Annotated in this window: 18 protein-coding genes and 1 pseudogene; 3 read left to right on the plus strand and 16 right to left on the minus strand. The window is 60.0% G+C overall.

Features of this window, described 5'->3' with window-relative positions; genetic code table 11:
• Positions 1-320 precede the first annotated feature (320 nt).
• The 3 genes from merA to BTUS_RS13965 form a co-directional block, all read right to left on the minus strand.
• Positions 321-1979, minus strand: coding sequence for a mercury(II) reductase (gene merA, locus BTUS_RS13955; RefSeq protein ID WP_013076713.1), 1659 nt, complete (start codon positions 1977-1979; stop codon positions 321-323).
• 299 nt (positions 1980-2278) lie between these two features.
• The gene (locus BTUS_RS13960; RefSeq protein ID WP_013076714.1) at positions 2279-3661 is read right to left on the minus strand and encodes a zinc ribbon domain-containing protein; all 1383 of its coding nucleotides are present in this window, start codon (positions 3659-3661) and stop codon (positions 2279-2281) included.
• Positions 3662-3857: 196 nt separating this feature from the next.
• Positions 3858-4202, minus strand: a complete 345-nt coding sequence (locus BTUS_RS13965; RefSeq protein ID WP_013076715.1) for an ArsR/SmtB family transcription factor — start codon at positions 4200-4202, stop codon at positions 3858-3860.
• A gap of 172 nt (positions 4203-4374) precedes the next feature.
• On the opposite strand from BTUS_RS13965, the gene BTUS_RS13970 reads away from it, so the two are divergent.
• A complete protein-coding gene (locus BTUS_RS13970) occupies positions 4375-5097 on the plus strand; it encodes an IS607 family transposase (protein ID WP_041306171.1) in 723 nt (240 codons plus the stop codon).
• Positions 4994-6490: a zinc ribbon domain-containing protein gene (locus BTUS_RS13975; protein WP_245543321.1), complete on the plus strand. Its 1497-nt coding sequence runs from the start codon at positions 4994-4996 to the stop codon at positions 6488-6490. Before BTUS_RS13970 ends, BTUS_RS13975 begins: the two co-directional genes overlap by 104 nt.
• A gap of 664 nt (positions 6491-7154) precedes the next feature.
• On the opposite strand, the gene BTUS_RS13980 is transcribed toward BTUS_RS13975, so the two are convergent.
• From BTUS_RS13980 to BTUS_RS13990, 3 genes are all read right to left on the minus strand, one after another.
• Complete coding sequence (locus tag BTUS_RS13980) at positions 7155-8585, minus strand: DHA2 family efflux MFS transporter permease subunit (RefSeq protein WP_245543322.1); 1431 nt, start codon at positions 8583-8585, stop codon at positions 7155-7157.
• 4 nt (positions 8586-8589) lie between these two features.
• A complete protein-coding gene (locus BTUS_RS13985) occupies positions 8590-8970 on the minus strand; it encodes a PadR family transcriptional regulator (protein ID WP_041304366.1) in 381 nt (126 codons plus the stop codon).
• Positions 8971-9081: 111 nt separating this feature from the next.
• Complete coding sequence (locus tag BTUS_RS13990) at positions 9082-9750, minus strand: class II aldolase/adducin family protein (protein ID WP_013076720.1); 669 nt, start codon at positions 9748-9750, stop codon at positions 9082-9084.
• 106 nt (positions 9751-9856) lie between these two features.
• Here BTUS_RS13990 and BTUS_RS19335 point away from each other — a divergent pair.
• A pseudogene (locus BTUS_RS19335) lies at positions 9857-10009 on the plus strand (SDR family NAD(P)-dependent oxidoreductase); the annotation flags it as partial.
• 63 nt (positions 10010-10072) lie between these two features.
• Here BTUS_RS19335 and BTUS_RS18985 read toward each other — a convergent pair.
• From BTUS_RS18985 to pcrA, 10 genes are all read right to left on the minus strand, one after another.
• Complete coding sequence (locus BTUS_RS18985) at positions 10073-10456, minus strand: type II toxin-antitoxin system RelE family toxin (RefSeq protein ID WP_013076721.1); 384 nt, start codon at positions 10454-10456, stop codon at positions 10073-10075.
• A gap of 3 nt (positions 10457-10459) precedes the next feature.
• On the minus strand, positions 10460-10837 hold the full coding sequence (locus BTUS_RS14000) for a hypothetical protein (protein WP_013076722.1): 378 nt from the start codon (positions 10835-10837) through the stop codon (positions 10460-10462).
• Positions 10838-11105: 268 nt separating this feature from the next.
• Positions 11106-12692: a 23S rRNA (uracil(1939)-C(5))-methyltransferase RlmD gene (gene rlmD / locus BTUS_RS14005; protein ID WP_013076723.1), complete on the minus strand. Its 1587-nt coding sequence runs from the start codon at positions 12690-12692 to the stop codon at positions 11106-11108.
• 166 nt (positions 12693-12858) lie between these two features.
• On the minus strand, positions 12859-13629 hold the full coding sequence (locus BTUS_RS17055; RefSeq protein ID WP_013076724.1) for a class I SAM-dependent methyltransferase: 771 nt from the start codon (positions 13627-13629) through the stop codon (positions 12859-12861).
• Between the two features lie 131 nt (positions 13630-13760).
• Positions 13761-15188 (minus strand): Asp-tRNA(Asn)/Glu-tRNA(Gln) amidotransferase subunit GatB, encoded by a 1428-nt coding sequence (gene gatB / locus BTUS_RS14015; RefSeq protein ID WP_013076725.1) that lies wholly within the window; start codon positions 15186-15188, stop codon positions 13761-13763.
• On the minus strand, positions 15178-16662 hold the full coding sequence (gatA, locus tag BTUS_RS14020) for an Asp-tRNA(Asn)/Glu-tRNA(Gln) amidotransferase subunit GatA (RefSeq protein ID WP_013076726.1): 1485 nt from the start codon (positions 16660-16662) through the stop codon (positions 15178-15180). The genes gatB and gatA overlap by 11 nt, the downstream gene beginning before the upstream one ends.
• Positions 16663-16667: 5 nt before the next feature.
• Complete coding sequence (gene gatC, locus BTUS_RS14025) at positions 16668-16958, minus strand: Asp-tRNA(Asn)/Glu-tRNA(Gln) amidotransferase subunit GatC (RefSeq protein ID WP_013076727.1); 291 nt, start codon at positions 16956-16958, stop codon at positions 16668-16670.
• 291 nt (positions 16959-17249) lie between these two features.
• Positions 17250-18218, minus strand: coding sequence for an MraY family glycosyltransferase (locus tag BTUS_RS14030; RefSeq protein WP_013076729.1), 969 nt, complete (start codon positions 18216-18218; stop codon positions 17250-17252).
• Positions 18219-18287: 69 nt separating this feature from the next.
• Entirely contained in the window at positions 18288-20321 is a 2034-nt protein-coding gene (ligA, locus tag BTUS_RS14035) for an NAD-dependent DNA ligase LigA (RefSeq protein WP_013076730.1), read from the minus strand.
• A 36-nt stretch (positions 20322-20357) separates the two neighbouring features.
• On the minus strand, positions 20358-22625 hold the full coding sequence (pcrA, locus tag BTUS_RS14040) for a DNA helicase PcrA (RefSeq protein ID WP_013076731.1): 2268 nt from the start codon (positions 22623-22625) through the stop codon (positions 20358-20360).
• Positions 22626-22675: the final 50 nt, after the last annotated feature.

Raw genomic sequence — 22675 nt, forward strand, 5'->3', positions numbered from 1 at the left:
GTCTTTCCTGGCCCTCTTTGGGGGAAAGTTTTCTGGTCCCTGCTCCTTACCCCTTATCCCTCCTGGCCTTTTCGGCATCGAAAAAGGCTCCGGGAGAAAATCGTGCCAAGGGACATTTCGACCCTCTGTCCCACCTGCCCCTGGCGAACATTCGGCGTGTGCGAAGAAGGCATCGACCAACTCAGAGCCGGTCAAGGGCTTCGGATCATCGACTAGCTGGGAGAGGTGAATACCACGGCGTAGTACGGTGGATCGGGTGTGTGCGCGAAATTGGCCATCCGTATCTCCCTCACCTCGTTGTCCATGGGGCAAGTCTCTTGTTATCCGGCACAGCAAGATAATTTCGCTACGTCACGGTCGAAAGTCAGCGCCGCCAGTTTCAACCCTTCTGCCATGGTCAGGTACGGCGCCAAAGTGGATGTCAAATCTTCGATCGTGAGTCCAAATTTTACAGCGAGCACACCGGCGTAAATCACATCCCCGGCGTTGTCCGCCACGACGTGGACACCGAGCAACTTTCGGCTTCTGCCGTCGGCCACCAACTTAATCACCCCCGCCGTGTCATGGTTGACCAGCGCTCGTGGCACGGCATCGAGTGGTAAGACCGAGGTGATCACTTCATAGCCTTTCGACCTCGCTCTCGCCTCCGTCATCCCCACCGTGGCGATCGAGGGCGACGTGAAGGTCACCGCCGGCACGACTGAGAGATCCACCTTGCGCCGCTCGCCGCTCAGAGCGTTTTCAGCCGCAATCGCTCCCTCATACGCCGCTACGTACACGAATTGCGGCCCCAGTGTCACATCTCCTGCGGCATACACGTTTGGGTTGCTCGTCTGCAGGTACTCGTTCACCAACACCTCTCCCCGGCTGCCGACACGCACCTGGGCCGCCTCCAAGTTCAACGCCGCCGTGTTCGGTGTTCGCCCCGTGGCCACCAGCAGCGCATCGGCCTCCACGACCCGCTGCTGCCCGTCCACAGTAATATAAATCCGCTTCAGATCCCCGTGTTGTTCCACCCGCTCATAGGTGACACCCGTCAGGATATGGATTCCCTCAAAGGCCAAGGCGAGAGAGACGGCTTCGGACACCTCTGGCTCATAGGCTCGAAGCAGTCGGCCACTTCGCTGCATCAACGTCACCTCTGAACCCAAGCGGTGAAACATTTGCCCGAGTTCCATTCCAATATAGCCGGATCCGATCACGGCCAGACGCTGCGGAACCTCTGTCAACTCCAGTGCCGCGGTACTGACGAGGTAGTCCACATCCGCAAGCCCCGGAATGTCCGGCACGGCGGGTGAGGCCCCCGTGGCAACGAGATAACGGCCGGCCCGAATCATACGGCCGGCGACCGCGATGGTCGACGGGTCCGCAAAGCGAGCCTCGCCACGTATGAGATCGAAGCCATACTCGTCGATGAGATCGATATACTTGTGCTGCCGTAGTTCCGCCACGAGTTCGTCCTTCGCTCCTACGAGCTGGTGAAGATTCACCGGGCCGGCCGACGTTTCAAGTCCCGGGAATGGATGCTGTGCGGCCAGGTGGTGGATTTCGCTGGCTCGAAGCATGGTCTTCGACGGCACGCAGCCGGTGTTCACGCAGGTTCCCCCAATCGTACCGCGTTCAATCATGCCGACTTTTGCACCACGAGAAACCGCCTCAATCGCTGCCGAGAATGCAGCACCACCGGACCCGATGATGAGAAGGTCATAGTCGTCGCCACTTGTTCGATGGAATGTGGAATCACTTCTCAAAGGATGGAGAATCTCTGCGTTACTGGGTTCATAACCGCTGTCGGCCACGGCCCGTTTTGCTGCTTCAATGCCGGACGCATCACTGATCTCAAATGTCGCCTCGCCGCGGCGAAAATTGACAGATATCTTCTCAGCCCCGGCACTGTGCAAGGCTTTCTTCACGTGTTCTTCGCAGTCTGTACAGGTCATTCCCCGTACCGCAAGTCGCACTTGCAATTTGTTGCTCATAAGCCCAGAGCTCCTTTCCGCAGTAAAGCTATTCAATCCAATGGATATACGGCAACCCGTAGAAAACCAAATAGATACCTGTGACCAGGGTAATGAGACCAGTGAATCCTCCCCCCACTGAAGTGGGGGGCATCCATCCATAGGCACGGGAGAAGCCTCGGCATCCGGCAGCGGGGCTGCCACCCAGGCTTTCCTGACCCCTTAGGCTGGACGGGTTCCTGGATTCCCGGACACCTGCCGGGAACGTCGTCCCGCAGGCGACCCCTCCCTTTCGGGAGTCGCAGGCTTTCGCAATGTGGTTAGGCGGTCTTTTGTTGCAACCGCTTTTCCTCCCGGATGAACCAGGCCATGCCGATGTTGATGGCCGCATTCACGTGGCTGTTGTGAACGGTGCCGCAGTTCCTGCACGCCAAGATGTTGCCGGCCCTCGAAGTCTCCAGCGAGCCGCACAGCGAACACCGGGTGCTGGTGTCCTTCGGAGAGATAAGAGCAACCAAAATCCCCCGTGCTTTTGCTTTGTACGTGGTGTATTTCATCACCCTTCGGTGCAACCAGTAACCGATCCTCTGCCTCATCCTGGCCGAACCGTGCTTGTTCCTGTCCGGCCTGAAGTGCTTCAAGTTCTCGAACACAATGACCCGAGCATCCCACTCCATCGCAAGGTCCACCAGGCGTTTGCTTACATGGTGGGCGTAATTGTCGTTTGCCGCGTGAACCTTGCGCCAGAGCTTTTTGCAGGGCCGGTGACCCTTCGGGACGATCCCCAGGCCGCTCACGTTCCGGGCAATGAGCCCCAGCAGGTGGTGGACATCCGTCGTGTTACACGCCGTCAGGCCGATGTGCCTGACTTTGTGAACCGTACCGTCCTTCCCCACCAAGGCGCACACCGCCCGGTTCTTGCGGCCCAGGTTCAGGTCCACGGCCAGCACCTTCGGCCTCTTGGACCGGTAGTAGTCGGTGAACTTCATTACGTTGGACTTTTTCTCGAAGGCGGTCACCAGGTGGAAGATACCCTCTCTTTCATAAACGGTGGGCACCGTCATCTCCCACGAATCATCCAGATGGAGCTTCCTTGAATGACGGGTGGGTTCCACTTCCACGGTGATGAACCGCCAGTCGCTCCCGTCCCAGACTTTTAGCTGAATCGTGTCGGTTTCGAGCGAAAGATTCTTGAAGTCGCCTTTGTAAAAGGTGATGCCCACATGGCCCGCCGCCGGATACTTCGGCGGGTGTTCGTCGAAAGGGATTGGTTTTTTGCCTTCGGCAACACGACTTTCGTTTCTGTTCTGTATCCTTTCTTTTTTTCTGAGCCACCGCTGGTAGTTGGAATGCCAGCTCTTCGCCATGCCGATCGCCTTGGCGATAATCACCCGGCGCAAATATGCGGGAAACTTCGGCCAAACGGCGTCGATCGGGTAAGGCGGGTCGGGATTGCCACCGAATGGTTTCCCGGTTTTCCTGTTCATTCGCGGTTCTGTCCGAACCGTCAGTCTTTCCAGCGCCCTTGTGCCGGAATTCCTGTCCCACCCGGGCAGTTTGTCGAGATTGTCATGGATCACGTCCAGGTAAAACCCCAAGACGGCTCGGTAGATTTCTTCTGTCCGTCGGATCATCTCCGGAGAACCGGTGATAAATCTCCCAATACGCTGTTTGGTTGAAATGATATTTCTGAGCACGGGCATTTTCTTCACCTGCCACGGTTTTATTGTACCATTGAAGGAGATTACAAGGATTTGGCCGCCTTGATTCCCCATTAAAATGGGGAGGATGCGGCGACTGGTTTCTCAATCTCCCCATCCATCGGGCACCGCGGCACACCCATTGGGCCACGATTTGTTGCGATAAGGAAAAAAGTCGTTTCATGTCAGCATCTCCAGGCTACATCCTCGTGCAACACCGGATATGCTCGGCGTTGTCCGCCACGATGACCTTAGCCAGCTGCAAAATAGCCCTTACCCGTTCGTCAGAAATGCGATACAGGATGTATTTCCCCTCTTTCCGGGAGGTCACGTACCCACACCATTTCAAACAAGCAAGCTGATTGGATACCTGGCTTTGGGAAACTCCCACGGCATCCACAATCTGACTGACGCTCATTTCTCCGGCCAGCAAAGTTTCTACGATTTTTAGTCGTGTGGGGTTCGCCAACCCGTGGAAAAATTTCGCATAAATCTGCGTTTGCGCTACAGCAAAATCACCGTGAGCAGTGGTAAAGTTTTGCACGGCATTTCCTCCATTCATTGATTTTGAACTCTTGGCCGTCGGTGTCCAGCAACGCCCCATCTACTCTTCCCTTGCGCGACAAACCAAATATTATAATCCCCCCCAAAATAACCAAATCGCCGGAGGTTAAAAATAGATAAACATTAACCTTGTTTCATGATAATATATGGTCATGAAAGACACACAGTATCTACCGATCGGCAAAGTGGCAAAGATGCTGGGACTGAGCGTGCAGACGATCCGTCGCTGGGAAAAGGCCGGGAAGATTCATTCCATTCGTTCGCCCGGGAACCACAGGCTGTTCGACGTGGAAGAAGTGCGGCGGCTTTTGGGAAAACCCTCCGGGGACCGGACGGCAATCTACGCCCGGGTATCTTCGGCCAAACAAAAAGCAGACAGCAATCTCCAGCGGCAACGGGAACGGCTGGAGCGGTACGCGGAAGAACGCGAGTACGATGTGGTCCGGGTGTTTTCCGAACAGGCGTCGGGGGTGGGCGAAAACCGGAAACAACTGGCGGCCCTGCTCAAACTCGCCGAAGACGGGGAGATCGACCGGGTGCTGATCGAATACCCGGACAGGTTGGCTCGGTTCGGATACCGGTATCTGGAGCGGTTTTTCGAGAGCCACGGAGTGACGGTCGAGTCCACCCACAAGACCGAGCCGAAGACATCCCAGCAGGAGCTGGTGGAGGATCTGTTGACGATCATCACCGTGTTTTCAGCCCGGATGTACGGCAAGCGGTCGCAGGAGTTCCGGAAAAAGATTGGGCAGGCCATGAAAGAGATGGGAGGTGAGGGAACTGGTCACGGTCATCAAGACGATCCGGATCGGGATTCACAGGGAGGTCCATCGGTGCAAGAGGGAGGCGCTGGAGAGGACCAAGGACATCTATAACCAGGTGATTGCGTTTTACATGGACTTTTTCGCCGCACATCTGAACGTGTTGGACGAGCCGGTCCAGGTTCGGAAGAAGGACGGGTCTATCAAAGAACGAACGCGCACCAACCAAGAACTGCTGACCTTCGCGGAATTTCACACCTTGGCGACCAAAGCCCACCCGAACCCGGGGTGGCCGCTCGACGAACACGTTCCGGCGGCTCAGGGGATGCCGACGGAGTTGCGGCGGGCGGCGATCAACCAGGCGATTGGCAAGGTGCGGTCCTGGTGGAGCCACCTGAAAACTTGGGAGGAAACAGCACCGGACCAGCGCGGGCGGGAACCCCAACTTGGCGCACCGAACGAACCGGTGACGTTTTATGCAGGGATGGTCGAGCACCCCGCGTATGACCTGAACCCGCAGAAGAAAAAGCGGCACACGTTCATCAGTCTGAAACTGCACACGGGGCGGAAGTGGGAAAAGGTGTCGCTGCCGGTGGTGGTTCACGCCCAGGCCGAAGCGCTTCTCGCCGGGTCCGCCCTGGAGAAAGAGCGCATTGCCTGGGAAAGGAAACGTTCAAAGACGACCCAGGCCGGTTCCGGCGAAGAAAAAGGGGACCGGACATGGGTGGCGAAATCCCTGACGGTGTACGGGAAGAGGGACAAACGATATCCGGGCGGGGTGCGGTATGCGCTGCACATCCCGATGGAGAAATCCGTAGACAAACCCCGGAAGGCCGAGGAACAGCGCCGGGCAAACCCACAGATGCCGGTGGTCACAGTGGACCTGGGGGCCAACCGGTTGGCGGTGATGGGAGCGTTCGTGGAAGGGCGGCTGGCGGCCACGAGGTTCGTGGACGGCCGGGCCTTGAACCATCGGCGGCACCGGCTGTTGACCGTCATTCACCGCAAGCGGAAACAAAGCGGACGGCTCCAGCCGGGGGTCCAAGACAACGCGAACTTGTGGAACAAGATCCGGAACCTGGACGAGAACGCGGCCAAGCAGACGGCCGTGGCCATTGTCCGGTTCGCGAGGGAGCACGGTGCAAAGGTGATCGTGTTCGAGCACCTGCGTCGGTACCGGCCGCCAAAAGAGAAGATGAGCAAAAGCGGGCGGAAGAACCATAAACGGGCGTACTGGTTGCGGGGGAAGATCATGGAATGGGTCCGGGACCTGGCGTTTCGGGAAGGGATTCTGACGGTGGAGCGCAACCCGGCCTATACGTCCCAGGTCTGTCCGCACTGCAAGGTGCTCGGGCAGCGGGGCGGCTCGCGGTTCACATGCAAGAACCCGAACCATCGGTACAGCGCGGACGCGGATTTTGTGGGGATGATGAACCTGCACCGGAAATGGACGAAGACATTCGTGTATCCCCAGAGAGGGGATGATCCAAAGCCAGAGGTTGCCTGAGGGCAAAATACCCCTCTGGTCTCGCGGGAGGCTAACCGCCTGGACGGGACAGGGGTTCACGCCCCTGCCTTTCGCGAGTGCCCGTGTGGTACGGGATGGCTCTGAGCTTCATTCCTTGGGGGCCGGTTTGCCGATCCTGGCTTGCCGGACGCGGGAGGAAGCACACGCCGAGAAGCGCGCCCACCCCGGGGGCGGCTCCCTTCCGGAAGGAAGGAGACAAAGGTCAGGCCGACAGCGGTTTGTTGGATAGATTTGATCAGATATTCCAGCAACTGTTGATACCACGCCAGTAACGTTGGGCCGTTACGAAGCACCGGCTGCTATAACCCCGAACGCTCCATTCACAAGAAGCAGTCCGGAGCACAGTATTGCGACCCGTCTGTGGATCATTTACCGTAACGTGTTATTTTCTCCTGTCTTCCAGATATCATAATATCCCAATATAAAAATGTAAACACGCTTTCCCCACACCCTGATCAACAAAACGTTTGCGACAGGGCTCACCAGTTCTTGATCGACTTCCATGGCCGGACCCGGCCCGAGCCCGCCAGGTCCGGCACCCCTTTCATCGTCATGACCCGGAACTTCTACCCCCCACTTTGGCCCATGAGTGAGTCGGCTCCCTGTCGAGCCTTTCCGGGTCGACGCTTCCCGAGCAGATTTATCAGATAACTTTCATTTTCGACAATGCCGCTATGCGCGTCGAAATGAGCAATGTGGCCACGGCACCGAGGATCGCGGCACTCCCGAACGCGATCCTCGAACCGATAACGAGCGCCGATTCACTGTAATGAGAGGATGTTCCGATCGCCGTCTCGAGCAACACGACGGCAAGCACCACACCGGACACCCGTCCAAAGTTTCGTATGGTGGCCAGCAGACTCCCGATGAGCCCAGTTTGCGCCACCGGCACACTCTCCAGAATCGACACGTTGTTCGGAGCGGTAAACAAGCCCATCCCCAGGCCAAACAGGGCCTGTGCCGCGACGACGGCCGGCTTCGAAGTGCCGCTTCCGAACCCCGCCATCCACAGCAAAGCCGCGGTCGCGATGGCCATACCGACCGTCGTCGGCCATTTCGGGCCATATTTATCTGTCAACCAACCCGCCGCCGGGGAAATCAGGATCATCGCAACAGCTTGGGACGTCATGAGCAATCCGACATGCGCTATCGGCTCGTGCATCACCTGGTGAAGGAACAACGGCAGAATGAACGTGGGGAACATCATGATGACATACGAAAGATAACCTGCGACGTTCCCAATGGCAAACCGGGCGGAACGGAACAGCCGCAGGTCGATAAGAGGTTCGCGAATACGCGATTCGCACATGATGAAAAGAAGCCATGCTCCGATGCTTACAACACCCGCCATGATGCTCCTGCCGCTCATCCATCCCCAACTGTTCCCATTCGACAAAAAAAGAAGCGTTCCCGCCATGGCAACAAAGAACCACAACGAGCCCATCCAGTCAAATCGCGCCATGGAACGATTCGTGGACATACGCCTCAAGAATGCGAGGCTCATCACGATAGAAATCATGCCGAGCGGAACGTTCACCCAAAAAATGGCCTGCCAGCCAACGGCCGCCGTCAAGGCACCTCCCAGCGCGGGACCGACGATGGTCCCTGCAGCCACGACACTGTTGACCAAGCCAAGAGGTCTCCCGCGTTGACCGGCCGGAAATGTGTATGAAATGATCGACATAACGTTGCCCATAATGGCCGCGCCACCCAGCGCCTGAACAAGGCGAAAAACGATCAGTTGGTCCACATCGGTCGACCATGCACACAAGGCGGATCCTAAGCTGAAAACGGTCACCCCGGCAATATAACATGTTCGTCGATCGGTCCGATCAGACATTCCGCCAATCATCGGCAACGTGGCGGTGACCACGAGCAGATACCCGGAAATGACCCACTGTAAGGCCCCTGGCCCAACATGAAAATCCCGCTGTAACACCGGCACCGCCACGTTAACAATACTGCTGTCCACATTGACCATGAACGTACCAATCACGACACTGATAAACACCAACCATCGATGTGCTGCCGGTTCGGGTGACTGTCCGGCTTTTTCGAGCGATCCCCCTGGCATACCGTTACTCTCCATTTCCGTCTCCTTCCAGTTTTAACGCGCCCGCTTGGATGTGCTTCTCAATCATTTGCAAAAAGGACTCCAAGTTTTGCTTACGCAACTGAATGTCCTTGCGCCACCACATCAATTCTTGTTTCCCTGCATCGGTGATACGGTAGACGCGCTTGGGAGGGCCCGATTCATCCATACTCCACGTCGATTGCACCGAGCCACGCTGTTCGAGGTCTCTCAAGACCCTGTATACGGCACCACTGTCGATGTTCCATTCTTCGGGCAGCATTGTCCTGATGCGGTTCCACAGCGCCCCGCCATGCGCTTCTCCATCCAACAAAAATAAGAGCAAAAAAGCGGGCAAATGGCGGTTCTGTTTCGAATTGAACTCCATCTGACATGTCATCCCCATTCCCACAGGCCAAGCCCCGACCCGATCGGCTTTGGCTGTGGAGATATTGAAAAAAAAGCCGCCCTGAGCGGCGGCATCAACGGGAAAAAGTGGTTACTTCTCGGCACCAGCGAATTCTCGCATCCGCTGTTCAATCTGTTCAAAGGCCTCATTGGGCAGGCGCTTTTCTCCGCCGATCAACCGCGCGTTCAAAATCAATTCGGCTGCCTCATCGAGAGTGGCCAGCAACTGAACCGCTTCAGCAGGGGTACGCGAAAACACGAGCACGCCGTGATTCGCTAAGAGCACCGCCGATACCCCCGGATGTCCCCTCACAATATCGATAATGCCGTTTACCGAAGCGTCCGACCCCCGCGGCGCCCATGGTACGACCGGAATGGCGTCGGTCACTCCGAAGCGGACCAAGGGTTCGTAAACAATCGGGATCGGTTGATGGGCGACGGCAAAGACTGTGGCGTGAGGCGCATGGGTATGGATGACGCTGCCGACCGAAGCACGCTCGCGATAGACCGCGGCATGCATCTGGATAATCTCCGCTTGGGCTGGGGCAACTTCTCCCTCAAGGACAGTGCCGTCGATGCGAACCACTGCAAAACTGTCCTCGTCGAGATGGGCAACATTGCCGCCCTTTGTCAAGATCATCTCATCTTCGGAGATCCGTGCCGACAAGTTGGCATGATACCCGCGAAACATCAAGCCTGCATCTCGCAACGCCCGAGACGCTTGAATCAACTCGGTTTTAGCCCGAGAGACTTTATCCATCCCGATCCCCCCTGTATCGATTTCTATAGTGTATTTTACAGTATAGAGTGATACACAGTCAAGGGTTGCCGGCATCGACAAGCTGCTTCTCATCTCCTCCAGCGAGATCGGCCAGCGCGTCCAGCACCACCGAAACGTCATCGACGCGGCCCGGCGCGCCGGCGTAAAGCTTCTGGTCTACACCGGCCTGCTTCATGCCGATACGCCGCAGATCAACCTGGCCGAGGAGCATCACCAGACCGAAGCCGCGATTCGAGCGTCTGGCCTGCCGTACGTAATCTTGCGGAACGGCTGGTACACGGAAAATTTTCCCGGACCTGCTTCAAAGGCCGCTCTCTTTCTGCTCGGAATCCCCGGCCATCATCCGCCTCGCCGCCTCTTTGTACACCTTGTCATGATCCCGAGGACCAATGGCGATGATCTCCATCGCGACCGTCCCGTCTCCCTCGTCCACCGGTCGGTACACGACACGCAAATTGGCCGACTTGCTTTTGATTTTCGCCAGCCCCGCCAGTTCTTTGTTCAGCGGAATCCTGTTTCCGGCCGGCCGCAGCCTGGGATTCTTTTGCGCCTGCTTGAGAATCAGAGCCAGCACAAATCGCTGTTGGTTCTTCCGCAGTGACTGGAAATCTTCCGCCGCGGCCCTCGTGAACCGAACCTGAACACCACATTGCCGAAACAGTTCGTCGAAACGACCCCGATCCACGGCTCATTCCTCATCGTCCAACTCAATCTTGTCCATCTCGGCCTTGATCTCATCGAAGCTGAAATCATCCCCGATCACTTGCTCCAGAGGAATATCGGCCACGTCGTCCTTGCGCTCTGCAGCCACCCGGACCATTTCCTCGTCCATCACCTGCTCGACAGCCTCTTTATACCGAAGCAGTTCCTCGAAGTATTCCAGATCCACAATGACCGCCTTGGCGTTCCTGCGTTTTTCGTTCTGGACGATGAAAATCTCCGTGCTCTTCGTGTCCGCGTAGGAATCGAGAATCTGACTCAGCTTTTTGGTGCGCACCAGATCGGTCACGTTGAGCACGTGGTCCTGGATGAACGCCAGGGTGTCGGTCGTCACGCGTTTGCCCATTGGGCAACACCCCCGAACATGAAAACGTTCTGGACGTATTATCACATAAATGATGTGCTGTTAACAACACATTTCTACCCAACCCCCTTCGCAAAATAAAGGACCCCGGGAGAACCCGGAGCCCCCTTCTCAGTTATCCCCTAAACTCTGAATTCTCTCTGTACCAGGCCCAGGTGGTGCAGGAAACGGCGGGTGGGGCGCCCTCGGAAAACCGATCTAAGCGTGGCCAAAATGTGGTCAAAGCCAGATTTTCGATCTAAAAAACCCATTATTGAAGGCCAAGAAGCGCCACACTCTCCACATGCCCCGTCTGGGGAAACATGTCCACCGGCCACACCCCCCGAACCTGGTACCCTCCGCCCGCGAGAATGCGCAAATCCCTGGCCAGGGTGGCGGGGTCACAGGAGACGTAGACCACCCGGGGAACTTGGGAGCAAATGAGGGCTTCCAAGACCTCCCGGCGGCATCCCCGCCGCGGAGGATCGAGGGTCACCACGTCGGGCTGCCGGTCGGCCACAAGCCTCGGCAGAATCTCCTCCACGGCACCGACCTGAAAGCGCGCGTTCCCGATCCGGTTCATCCGCGCATTCCTGCGGGCGTCCGCCACCGCCTCCCGGGCCACCTCGATGCCCGTCACCCAGGCGGCGCTCCGGGAAAGAAACAGGGAAAGGGTGCCGACCCCACAGTAGGCGTCCACCACACGCTGGGAGCCGTCGAGCCCGGCGGCCTCGACGGCGAGCCGGTACATCCGCTCCGCCTGCTGGCTGTTCACCTGGTAAAAGGACGTGGGGGAAATTTCAAACCACAATCCCCCCATCCGGTCCACGATCCGGCTGGGGCCGTACAGGGCAATCGACCGCCTTCCATAGATCGGCCCTTCGCCCCGCCGCCGGACATTGAGAATCACACTGGTGACTTCCGGAACCGCGTCCCGCACCCGGTCGGAAAACTCCCCCAGGTGGGGCATCTGCTCCCGGTCCACCACAGCGATGAGCATCGTCTGCCCCGTCCCCGGCGCCACCCGGGCCGCCAGATGATAAAGCCGCCCTACGCCCCCGGTGGACTCGCCGTGAGATCGGGCACCCGCCGGCCCATGCGTCGCCTTCTCCGCCGCCTGCCAGCCGCATACCTCGGCAGCCCGCAATCCCGCCCGGATCAGCGCCACTAGCCGCTTATCCGCGATGGGACAGTCCTCCGTCGCCACCCACCGCCGGCCTCCGGAGGAATAGTAGCCCGCCGCCAACCGCCCGCCGCGGTTTTTCACCGCCATATGGATATTATTGCGATACCGCCAGGGGGACTCCATTCCGAGGGTCGAGTGGATAACCACAGTATCCACCGGAGAATGCGCCCCGGCCGGGACAAGCAGACGGCCCTCCCCCACGGCCTCTTCGGACTTCCCTGTGCTGCCCATTACCTCACCCGATCCCTTAGCCGACCCACCAACCCCCGGATCCCCAGACCCCTCGTACACCGTCCGAAATCGCCCGATCCGCTCCAGGGCCTCCCTGACCCGTTCCCGCTTCACGTCCAACTGCCACCCATAATCCCCGTGCTGGAATTGACACCCCCCACACGCCCCGAACACCGGACACGGCGGCCTTACCCGGGCGTCAGACGCCTCCATCACCGCAACTACCTCCGCATCGGCGTACCCCCGGGCCACCCGCGTCACCCGGGCCCGGACGCGCTCCCCGGGCAACCCGCCCCGCACAAAAAGGGTGAACCCACCTCGGTCCGCCCGGCCTGACGACCCGGCCGCCGAGATTCGGCCCACCCCCTTGCCTTCCTGGGTCACCCCGTGAAGAACCACATCCACCTCGTCCCCGGGGGACACCGGTATTATCCTGTCCACCGCCACACCTCCCTTGGAAGGCCGCTCTCACTACCCGGCGCCCAGACGCCGCGGGATGGACGACTCCCTTCATCTGATCCCAGCTGCACCCCGCAGCGCCACTGCAATCAGGCGGCCAAACGGTCGGCTTGTCCCGCAAGACGGTCTGCGCCCGCCTCCCGCGCCGCTACTCCGGGCGTCTCGCGGTCACGATCAGCCGATCGCTCTCCAAGGGCAAAAACTCCCCGCCCACATAATCGCTGTACAAGCGAATATCGTTAAATCCCGTCTCCCGGAGCATCAGCACCAAATCACTGTGCTCCAAGGACAACACCTCTGAAGAATGAACGTTCATCGTCCACTCTCCCCCGGAACCCCGCCGGAACACGAGAAGATGATACAAAATCCCCGTGCCGTTCCATTCATACTCCCCGAGGAGCAGCCACTCTCCCGCACCATCCGCCGGCCGGCCCTGCCGCAGGGGCAAAAACCTCAGTTTCCGCCGCACCACCTTGGCCAGATTATCCATCTCCATCACCAGCCGACCCCCGGGAGCCAGGACATCGAACATTCGGCTCAGCGCCTGCTCCAGCTCCGCCCGGCTTCGGCCGAGCACCGCGGCGTTTCCCCCGCAGACCACCAAATTCATCGATCCCGGTTTGGCCGCCCGGGTGAGTTCCGCCAGGGACACGGGATACACCTCGATATCACCGTAGAGCTCCCGGGCCCGGTCCACCAGCGTCGATTCCCCATCGGCCCCGATCACCTCATACCCTCGGTCCGCCAACGCCCTCACCCGATGGCCTGTCCCGCACGCCGCATCCAGAATGGACACCGGCCCCCGGGTCGGCAGCCCCTGCTCCAGAAACGGAATCTCCTCCGCCAGTCGCCGGTCCCAGTCCATCCACGCGTCATAATAGGGCGCAATCGTCTGCAAAAATCGCCCTTCCACAGCCATGGTTTCCCCTCACCATCCCCTCGTTCCACCCGAACCCAGGCACGGGCCAGCGCCATCAAGCTGGAGGTGCCATAGTGCGGACGTTGCCCGGACTCCCCGGGACTTGCCCCAACTTCCCGGGCTGGCCCCGCTCAGCCCAGGCGCTCCCGCAGCAATTTGTTGACCACTTGCGGATTGGCCTTGCCTTTCGTCTCTTTCATCACTTGGCCCACCAAGGCCCCCAGCGCTTTTCCCTTGCCTCCCCGGTAGTCGGCCACCGACTTTGGATTGGCCTCGATCACCCGGTCCACCAGAGCCGCCAGGGCGCCTTCGTCGCTGATCTGGACGAGCCCCTGCTCCTCGATCACCACATCCGGCTCTTTCCCCGTCGCAAACATCTCCGCAAAGACGGTCTTTCCGATCTTGGTCGAGATCGTCCCGTCTGCGATCAACTCAATCAGCCGGGCCAATCCCCGGGGCGTGACCTTCACATCCCGGATCTCCAGCCCGCTCTGATTCATGTGCCCCAGCAACTCGCCCATCATCCAGTTGCTGACCGCCTTCGCATCCCCGGCGTGTCGCGCCGCTTCCTCAAAGAAATCCGCCACGCCCCGGGAGGCGGTCAACACCCCGGCGTCATAGGCCGGCAGTCCGTACTGCTCCACAAAGCGCCGCCGCCGGGCATCCGGCAACTCCGGAATCGACTCCCGAACCCGCCGCACCCACTCCTCGTCGATGGACAGCGTCACCAGATCCGGTTCGGGAAAATACCGATAATCGTGCGCCTCCTCTTTGCTCCGCATGGGCAGCGTCCGGCCGGCCGCCTCATCCCACCGCCGGGTTTCCTGGACCACCTGCCCCCCCGACGCCAGAATCTCCCGCTGACGCTCCTGTTCGTGTTCCAAGCCCCGCTGGACATTGCGGAACGAGTTCATATTCTTGATCTCCGTCTTCGTCCCGAACTCCGACGTGCCTGCCGGCCGAAGGGAAATATTGGCATCGCACCGCAGGGACCCTTCCTCCATCCGCACATCCGAAATCTCGCAGTACTGCATGATCGCCTTGAGTTTCTCGAGGTACGCCCGGGCCTCCTCCGGCGACCGCATGTCCGGCTCGGAGACGATCTCAATCAGCGGAACCCCCACCCGGTTAAAATCCACCAGGGAATGCAGCCCGTCCGCTCCGTGCATGAGCTTCCCGGCGTCTTCCTCCAGGTGCACCCGGATAATGCCGATCCGTTTCGGCCCATCCGCCGTCTCGATCTCGACCCAGCCGTGCTCCCCGATCGGCTTGTCATACTGGGAAATTTGGTACGCTTTGGGAAGGTCCGGATAAAAATAGTTCTTCCGATCAAATTTACTCTCCCGGGCGATCTCGCAATTGAGGGCCAGGGCCGCTTTCATCGCCAGCTCCAGCGCCCGCCGATTCAACACCGGCAACACCCCGGGGTGACCCAGGCATACCGGGCAGACGTGGGTGTTGGGGGGAGCGCCGAATTCCGTCGAACACCCGCAAAAGATCTTCGTCTTCGTCGCCAGCTCCACGTGCACTTCCAAACCGATGACGGTTTCAAATTCCATTGTTGCCGCTCCCCCTCTCCGCCAGACCTGCAGGCCAGAGTTCCAGCGCCGCCGCCTGCTCATAGGCATGGGCAACCCGCAGCACCGCCGCCTCATCGAAAGCTTTGCCGATCACCTGCAGCCCCACCGGCATCCCGTCCACCAGCCCGCAGGGCACGCTCACCGCCGGCAGGCCCGCCAGATTCACAGGAATCGTCAAGATATCATTTAAATACATTGTCAAGGGATCCGAAACCTTCTCCCCGAAACGAAAGGCCACGGTGGGAGTCGTCGGCGCCACCACAGCGTCAAAGCGTTCAAACACGGCGTCAAAATCCCGCCGGATCAAAGTCCGGACTTTTTGCGCCCGCAGATAATAGGCATCGTAATACCCCGAGCTCAGGGCATACGTGCCGAGCATAATCCGCCGCTTGACCTCGGGGCCGAAGCCCTCGCTTCGGGTGCGGCGGTACATGTCGATGAGGTTGTCCCCCTCCACTCGAACCCCGTAGCGCACCCCGTCATACCGCGCAAGGTTCGACGACGCCTCGGCCGGCGCGATCAAATAATAAGTCGCCACGGCGTATTTCGTATGAGGCAAAGATACCTCCTCCACCTCCGCCCCGAGGCCGGCCAGGGCGTCCACCGCCCGCTTCACCGCGGCGGCCACCCCGGGATCTGTCCCCTCGCCGATGTACTCCCTCGGCACCGCCAGGCGCATTCCCTTCACATCCCCGGTCAAGGCCCCGGAAAAATCCGGAACTTCCACCGGCGCCGACGTGGAATCCAAGGGATCGTGTCCGGCGATGGCCTGGAGCACCGCCGCCGCATCCTCCACCGTCAGGGTGATGGGCCCGATCTGATCCAGGGATGAAGCAAAAGCCACCAAGCCGTACCGGGACACCCGCCCATACGTGGGCTTTAACCCCACCACACCACAAAAGGCCGCAGGCTGGCGGATCGAACCCCCGGTATCCGATCCCAGGGCAAAGGGCACTTGCCCCGCCGCCACCGCCGCCGCCGACCCGCCGCTGGAGCCCCCGGGCACCCGCCCCAGATCCCAGGGGTTGGCCGTCTGCTGGAACGCCGAATTCTCCGTGGAAGAGCCCATGGCAAACTCGTCCATATTCGTCTTGCCGACGATCACCGCCCGGGCATCCTCCAGCTTGCGTACTGCCGTGGCCGTGTAGGGGGGCACATAATTGGCCAGAATCTTGCTCGCACAGGTGGTGCGCACCCCTTCGGTGCACAGATTATCCTTCACCGCCCCGGGCACCCCGAACAAGAGCCCCTCTCCCCGGCCCGCGGCCGCCGCCTCGTCCATCTCCCGGGCCTTCTCCAATACCCGATCCTCGTCGATATGTAAAAACGCCCGCACCCGATCGTCCGTCTCCCGGATCCGGCCCAACACCGCCTCCGCCAGCTCCGACGGCTTCACTTCCCGGCGCCGGACCTTGTCCGCCATCTCCCGCACACTCCACCGCCACATGCTCATCTGATCTATCCCTCCAGAATCGCCGGCACCCGGAACTGTCCGTCCTCTTGGTCCGGGGCCCCGGCCAAAGCCGCCTCCCGGGACAACCCGGGCCGCTGCTCATCTTCCCGCAGCACGTTCGAGATCGGCAGCACATGACTGGTCGGGGGCACATCGGATACGTCCAATTCCTGCAATTGATCCGCAAAGGCCAAGATCGCACCCAGCTGCTCTGCATAGATCTCCGCTTCCCGTTCCGTTAAGGCCAGCCGGGCGAGCCGGGCCACGTGCTCCACCTGTTCCAATGAGATTTTCAAAAATGACACCTCCGCGCCAGACTCCTGCACATTCAGGTTACCATTATATCACACCCCTGAAAATCGCGGCAAATTGCGCCTTCACACCCGATCCCGACAAAAAAGACGGGCGCCGCAGCGCACCGTCCTGGTCCACCACCCCGATTGCGAAATGGATCCCCATCTCCGTGAATCCCGAAGACATCACTGCGACGTATTCACGGGAAGCGGGGAGCTTGTCGGCACTCGGCCAACTAGAGACCATGTATGTACGAGTGGAGAACCGTAGCAGGAAAAACGATCGCCGCCCCATCACCGGGCAGCGAGGAGGACCACAATCGAAGCCAGGGAAAAACAGATGCCGAGAAGGTACAAAAAGGCCACCGTCTGCACCTGGTTCATACCCGAGCGCATGAGCAGGTGAAAAGTGTGCCCCTTATCCGCCACGTAGATCGGCCGGTTATCCTTCAGCCGCTTGAAAATCACATACACGGTATCGAAAATCGGCACCCCGAGGGCCAATACGGGCACCAGCACCGACACCAGGGTGGCACTTTTGAAGGCGCCGTCCACCGAAATGGCGGCCAGGGTGAAGCCCAGAAACATGGCCCCGGCGTCCCCCATAAAGATTTTCGCCGGGTGGAAATTGTGTTTGAGAAAGGCCAGGGTGACCCCGATCATCGTTGCCGCGTACAGGGCGGTGGGCGCCTGGTCCTTGATGAGCGCCACAAAAAATAGGGTGGTCGAAGAAATGGCCGCAATTCCCGCCGCCAGCCCGTCCACGCCGTCGAGAAAATTGATCATGTTCGTGATGGCCACCACCCACAGGAGGGTGGCGATAATCGAAAGCCAGTCGGGCATGAGGTACATCCCTTGGGGGGTAAAGGGAATGGTCACCCATTTAATTTGCACCCCAAAGGCGATGAGAATCCCGGCCGCGACAAACTGCATAATCAGCTTCGGCCAAGGAGACAACTCCCTGCCCTTCGCCTTAAATCCGTCATCCAGCAGTCCCGTGGCCACAATCACCAGACCGCCCAGGACAATACCCCAAAAATCCATGGTCAGATGGACCTGGGGCGACGCCGCCGTGGCCGCCGTCGCAGCGAGCGCGAACCCCACATACAGCGCCACCCCGCCCATCAAGGGAATGGGCTCTTTGTGGATCTTGCGCTGGTTGGGCATGTCCACGAAACCCCACTTGAGCGCAAAGCGACGCACCACCGGTACCATCCCGTACACCGCCGCGAACGCCGCGGCGAACGCCAAGAGGAAAGCCATCAGTCCGGGCCCCCTAGTGTTCAGACAAAGTCGCGTCTATTATAGCAGAACCGAATCTACTTTGCGCGGTCAAAATCCGGCTTCACGTAGTATGGACAAAAACTGGTCTTCGTTGATCACTTCTACACCCAATTGCCGGGCTTTGACGAGCTTGGACCCGGGGTCCTCCCCGGCGATCACGATGTCCGTCTTCCGGCTGACGCTCTCGGTGGGCTTCCCGCCGAGCCTCCTCACCCAATCCTGGGCCTCCCGACGCCCCATGGCATGAAGCGTCCCGGTCAACACCACCGTCTTCCCCGCCAGCCGGGAGGGCACCGGCGCCGCCTCGGCCCCGCGATACACCATGTTCACACCGTGAGCCCGGAGGCGCTCGATCAATCGGCGCGCCGATTCCTGACCAAAGTATACCCGAATACTCTGGGCCATCTTCGCCCCAATATCCGGCACCTTGAGGAGCTCTTCCGAAGACGCCTCCATCAGCGCGTCCATCTCTTTAAAGTGCGCCGCCAACACCCGGGATGCCTTTTCGCCGATATACCGGATCCCGAGGCCAAACAAAAGCCGCTCTAGAGAATTCTGCTTGCTTCGCTCAATCGCCTGCAACAGATTATCTGCAGATTTGGCACCCATGCGCTCCAGGGGCACCAACTGCTCTCTCTTCAGTTCATAGAGGTCGGCGACGCTATGAATCAGCCCCTCTCTGTACAGCTGGGCCACCAGCGCTTCCCCCAAGCCCTCGATATTCATCGCGTCCCGGGAGGCGAAGTGGATGATCCCTTCCTGAATCTGGGCGGGACAGTCCGGGTTCACGCACCGCAGGGCCACCTCTTCTTCCAAGCGCACCAAGGGGGACCCACAGGCCGGACAATCTTTGGGCATGGAAAAAATATGCTCTTCCCCGGTTCGGAGATCGGCCCGCACCCGCACCACTTCGGGGATAATCTCCCCCGCCTTTTCCACCACCACGATGTCGCCGATGCGGATATCTCGTTCCCGGATCAAATCCTCATTATGTAAACTCGCCCGGCTCACGGTGGTGCCGGCCAAAAACACGGGTTCAAAGACGGCGGTGGGGGTCACCACACCGGTACGGCCCACGCTCACCTCGATCGTCAACAACCGCGTCTCCGCCTGTTCCGGGGCGAATTTATAAGCCATCGCCCATCGGGGGCTTTTCGCCGTCGCACCCAGCCGGTTTTGTTGATCGAGGTTATTGACCTTAATGACCATCCCGTCAATGTCATAAGGCAGCGTGTTCCGGAGCCGGTCCCCCTCGTTTAAGAATTGAAACACTTCCTCCAGGTTCCGACAGACCCGCCGGTGGGGGTTCACCGGAAATCCGAGAGTATCCAGCCACTTCAGGATCTCCTCGTGGGTCCGAAAGGGCCCCGGCCCTCCCGGCACCGTCCCGTCGGGCCCCAAGACCGCGGCGTACATCCACAGGGACAACCCCCGCCGGGCCGTCACCCGCGGATCGAGCTGGCGCAGGGACCCGGCGGCGGCATTGCGGGGGTTCGCAAAAGCCTGTTCCCCGGCCTCGTCCCGTTCCCGGTTGACCCGCAGGAAGACCTTTTTCGGCATATAAGCCTCGCCCCGCACCTCCACACTGACCCGCTCCGGGAGGCGCAGAGGCAAAACCCGGATGGTGCGCAGATTCCGGGTGATATCCTCGCCCAGTTCCCCGTCCCCCCGGGTCGCCCCCTGCACAAACTCGCCATTTTCGTAGCGCAGGGAAATGGCCAGCCCGTCAATCTTCAGCTCACAGACGTACTCCACGTCCTCGCCGGGCAGCGCCGCCCGAACCCGGCGGTCGAATTCCCGCACGTCCCCTTCGCTGAACGCATTCGCCAAAGAAAGCATCGGCTCCCGGTGGATGACCTTGGCAAAAGCCTCGGACGGCGCCCCGGAGACCCGCTGGGTGGGGGAGTCCGGGGTCACGAGCTCCGGGTGCCGAGCCTCCAACTCCACCAATTCCCGCATGCAGCGATCGTACTCGGCGTCGTCCACCAGCGGATCGTCCAGCACATAGTAGTGATAATCATAACGTCGAATCAGCGCCCGCAACTCTTCGATCCGGCGGGCCGCATCCCCCTGGTCCGACATCCGTATACCCCCTGTGAGTGGCCCTGCGATTCCGCGCTATTCGTTGATCTTTTGGATCGGGGCGAATCGCACCAGAAGCTTTCGCCGGCCGATGGGGGGCGCGAAAGCAACCACCAATTCTGTGTCCTCACCGGCTCCGTCCTTTTTTTCCACCCGGCCTTCGCCCCATTTGCGGTGCATCACCCGATCTCCCACTTCCCAGCTCTCCGCCGGATCGGCGCCAAACCCCGACGGCACTTGCAAATGGCCGCCTTCGGACTTTCCGGCGCCTCGACCCGGCCAAGCGAGTGCACCCTTGCCTGCAGCCGGCTCCGGAGCCGCGGCCCGATCGCGCAAACTTCGCCGGGGTGCGCTCCATTGAAGGAGCGCTTCGGGAATCTCCTCCAGAAAACGGGAGGGCGGGTTGGCCTGCCACCGGCCGTACAAATTCCGCTGCTGGGCCCGGGTGATGAGGAGGCGGTCCATCGCCCGGGTGATGCCCACATAGCAGAGCCTCCGCTCCTCCTCCATTTGATCGGGATCGTCCAACACCCGGGAATGGGGAAAAATCCCCTCCTCCATCCCCACCAGAAACACCACGGGAAACTCCAATCCTTTGGCACTGTGAAGGGTCATGAGCACCACGCCATCTTCCGTCTCGGCCATGTCCAGGTCGCTCACCAAAGCCACATCGGCCAAAAATGCCTCCAGCCCGCCCTCGGCCGCCGTATCCTGCCGGCGGTCGAACTCCTGGGTGACGGAGAGAAACTCCTCCAGGTTCTCCAGCCGACTCTGGGCCTCCAGGGTGTCCTCCCGGATCAGCGCCTCCCGATACCCCGTCCGGTTCAGGACCTCCTCCACCAACTCCGTCACAGACAGGTATGGCATCATCGCCCGCAAAGCAGCCGTCAGATCCACGAACTGCCGGATCCCCGCCGCCGCCCGGGCGGAAACGTCCAACTGGTCGACCTTCTCCAAAGCCTCGTACAGCGACAGATTCCTCTCAGCCGCGAATGCCGCCGCTTTCGTCAGCGTTCCTTCACCGATTCCCCGCTTCGGAACATTGATCACCCGCTCGGTGCTAAAATCGTCCCGGGGGTTGACCAGTATCCTCAGGTAGGCCAAAAGATCCTTGATCTCCTTGCGCTCATAGAATTTTACCCCGCCCACCATGACATACGGGATGGACGCTTTCATCATCATCTCTTCCAATACCCGGGACTGGGCGCCCATGCGGTATAATACCGCCACATCCCCGTATCTTCCGCCTTGCTCCACATGATTGCGGATCTCTTCAACGACAAAATACGCTTCCCCCTGCTCGTCCATCGCCTCGTGGACGATCACCGGTTCCCCTTGGGGCCTGTCCGACCAGAGGCGTTTTTCCTTCCGCTGGCGATTGTGGGCGATCACAGCGTTGGCCGCCGCCAAAATCCGGCCGGTGGAACGGTAGTTCTGCTCTAATTTGATGACCTTGGCATCGGGATAATCGGCTTCAAAATCCAAAATGTTTCTCACATCGGCGCCCCGCCAACCGTAGATCGCCTGATCCGAATCGCCCACCACGCAGAGATTCCGCCGGCGCTGGGCCAAGCGTTTCACCAGTTCGTACTGGGCGTGGTTGGTGTCCTGGTACTCGTCCACATGGAGGTAGACAAACCTTCTCTGTTGATCCTCCAAGGTCTCCGGGAACGCATCCCAGAGTTCCACCGTTTTCACAAGCAGATCGTCAAAATCCAGGGCGTTGTTCACCCGAAGTTTTTGTTGGTACCGCTCGTACACCTGGGCGACGACTTCTTGAAAAAAGTCCCTGGCCCGCTCCGCCGCCTGGGAAGGAGTGATCAACTCGTTCTTGAGGGCGCTGATCGCCCCGGCCATCCGCCGGGGATCGAATTTTTTCGTGTCCAGGTTCATCTCCCCGAGAACCTGTTTCACCGCTGTGGTCTGATCCGACGCGTCCAGAATACTGAAGGATCTTGTAAAGCCCAGGGGTTCAATGTGCCGCCGCAACACCCGGACACAATAGCTGTGAAAGGTGGAGACCCAGATCTCTTCGGCCTCCGGCCCCACCAACCGGCCGATCCTCTCCCGCATCTCCCGGGCCGCTTTGTTCGTAAAGGTAATGGCCAAAATTCCCCAAGGCGGCGCTTTCCTGGTGGCCACCAAATACGCCACCCGGTGGGTCAACACCCGGGTCTTTCCGCTGCCCGCCCCCGCCAGAATGAGCAAGGGGCCTTCGGTCTGGCGAACCGCCTCCCGCTGGGCATCATTGAGCCCGGCCAGAAGCGCCTCGGCCCGGAGGGCCTCCTCTCCCGCCATTGCCATGCTCTCCCCGCCTTTCCCGCACGCCGGGTGCGGTGAGGCCACCGCTTGCC

Source organism: Kyrpidia tusciae DSM 2912, assembly GCF_000092905.1.
Taxonomy (GTDB): Bacteria; Bacillota; Bacilli; order Kyrpidiales; family Kyrpidiaceae; genus Kyrpidia; species Kyrpidia tusciae.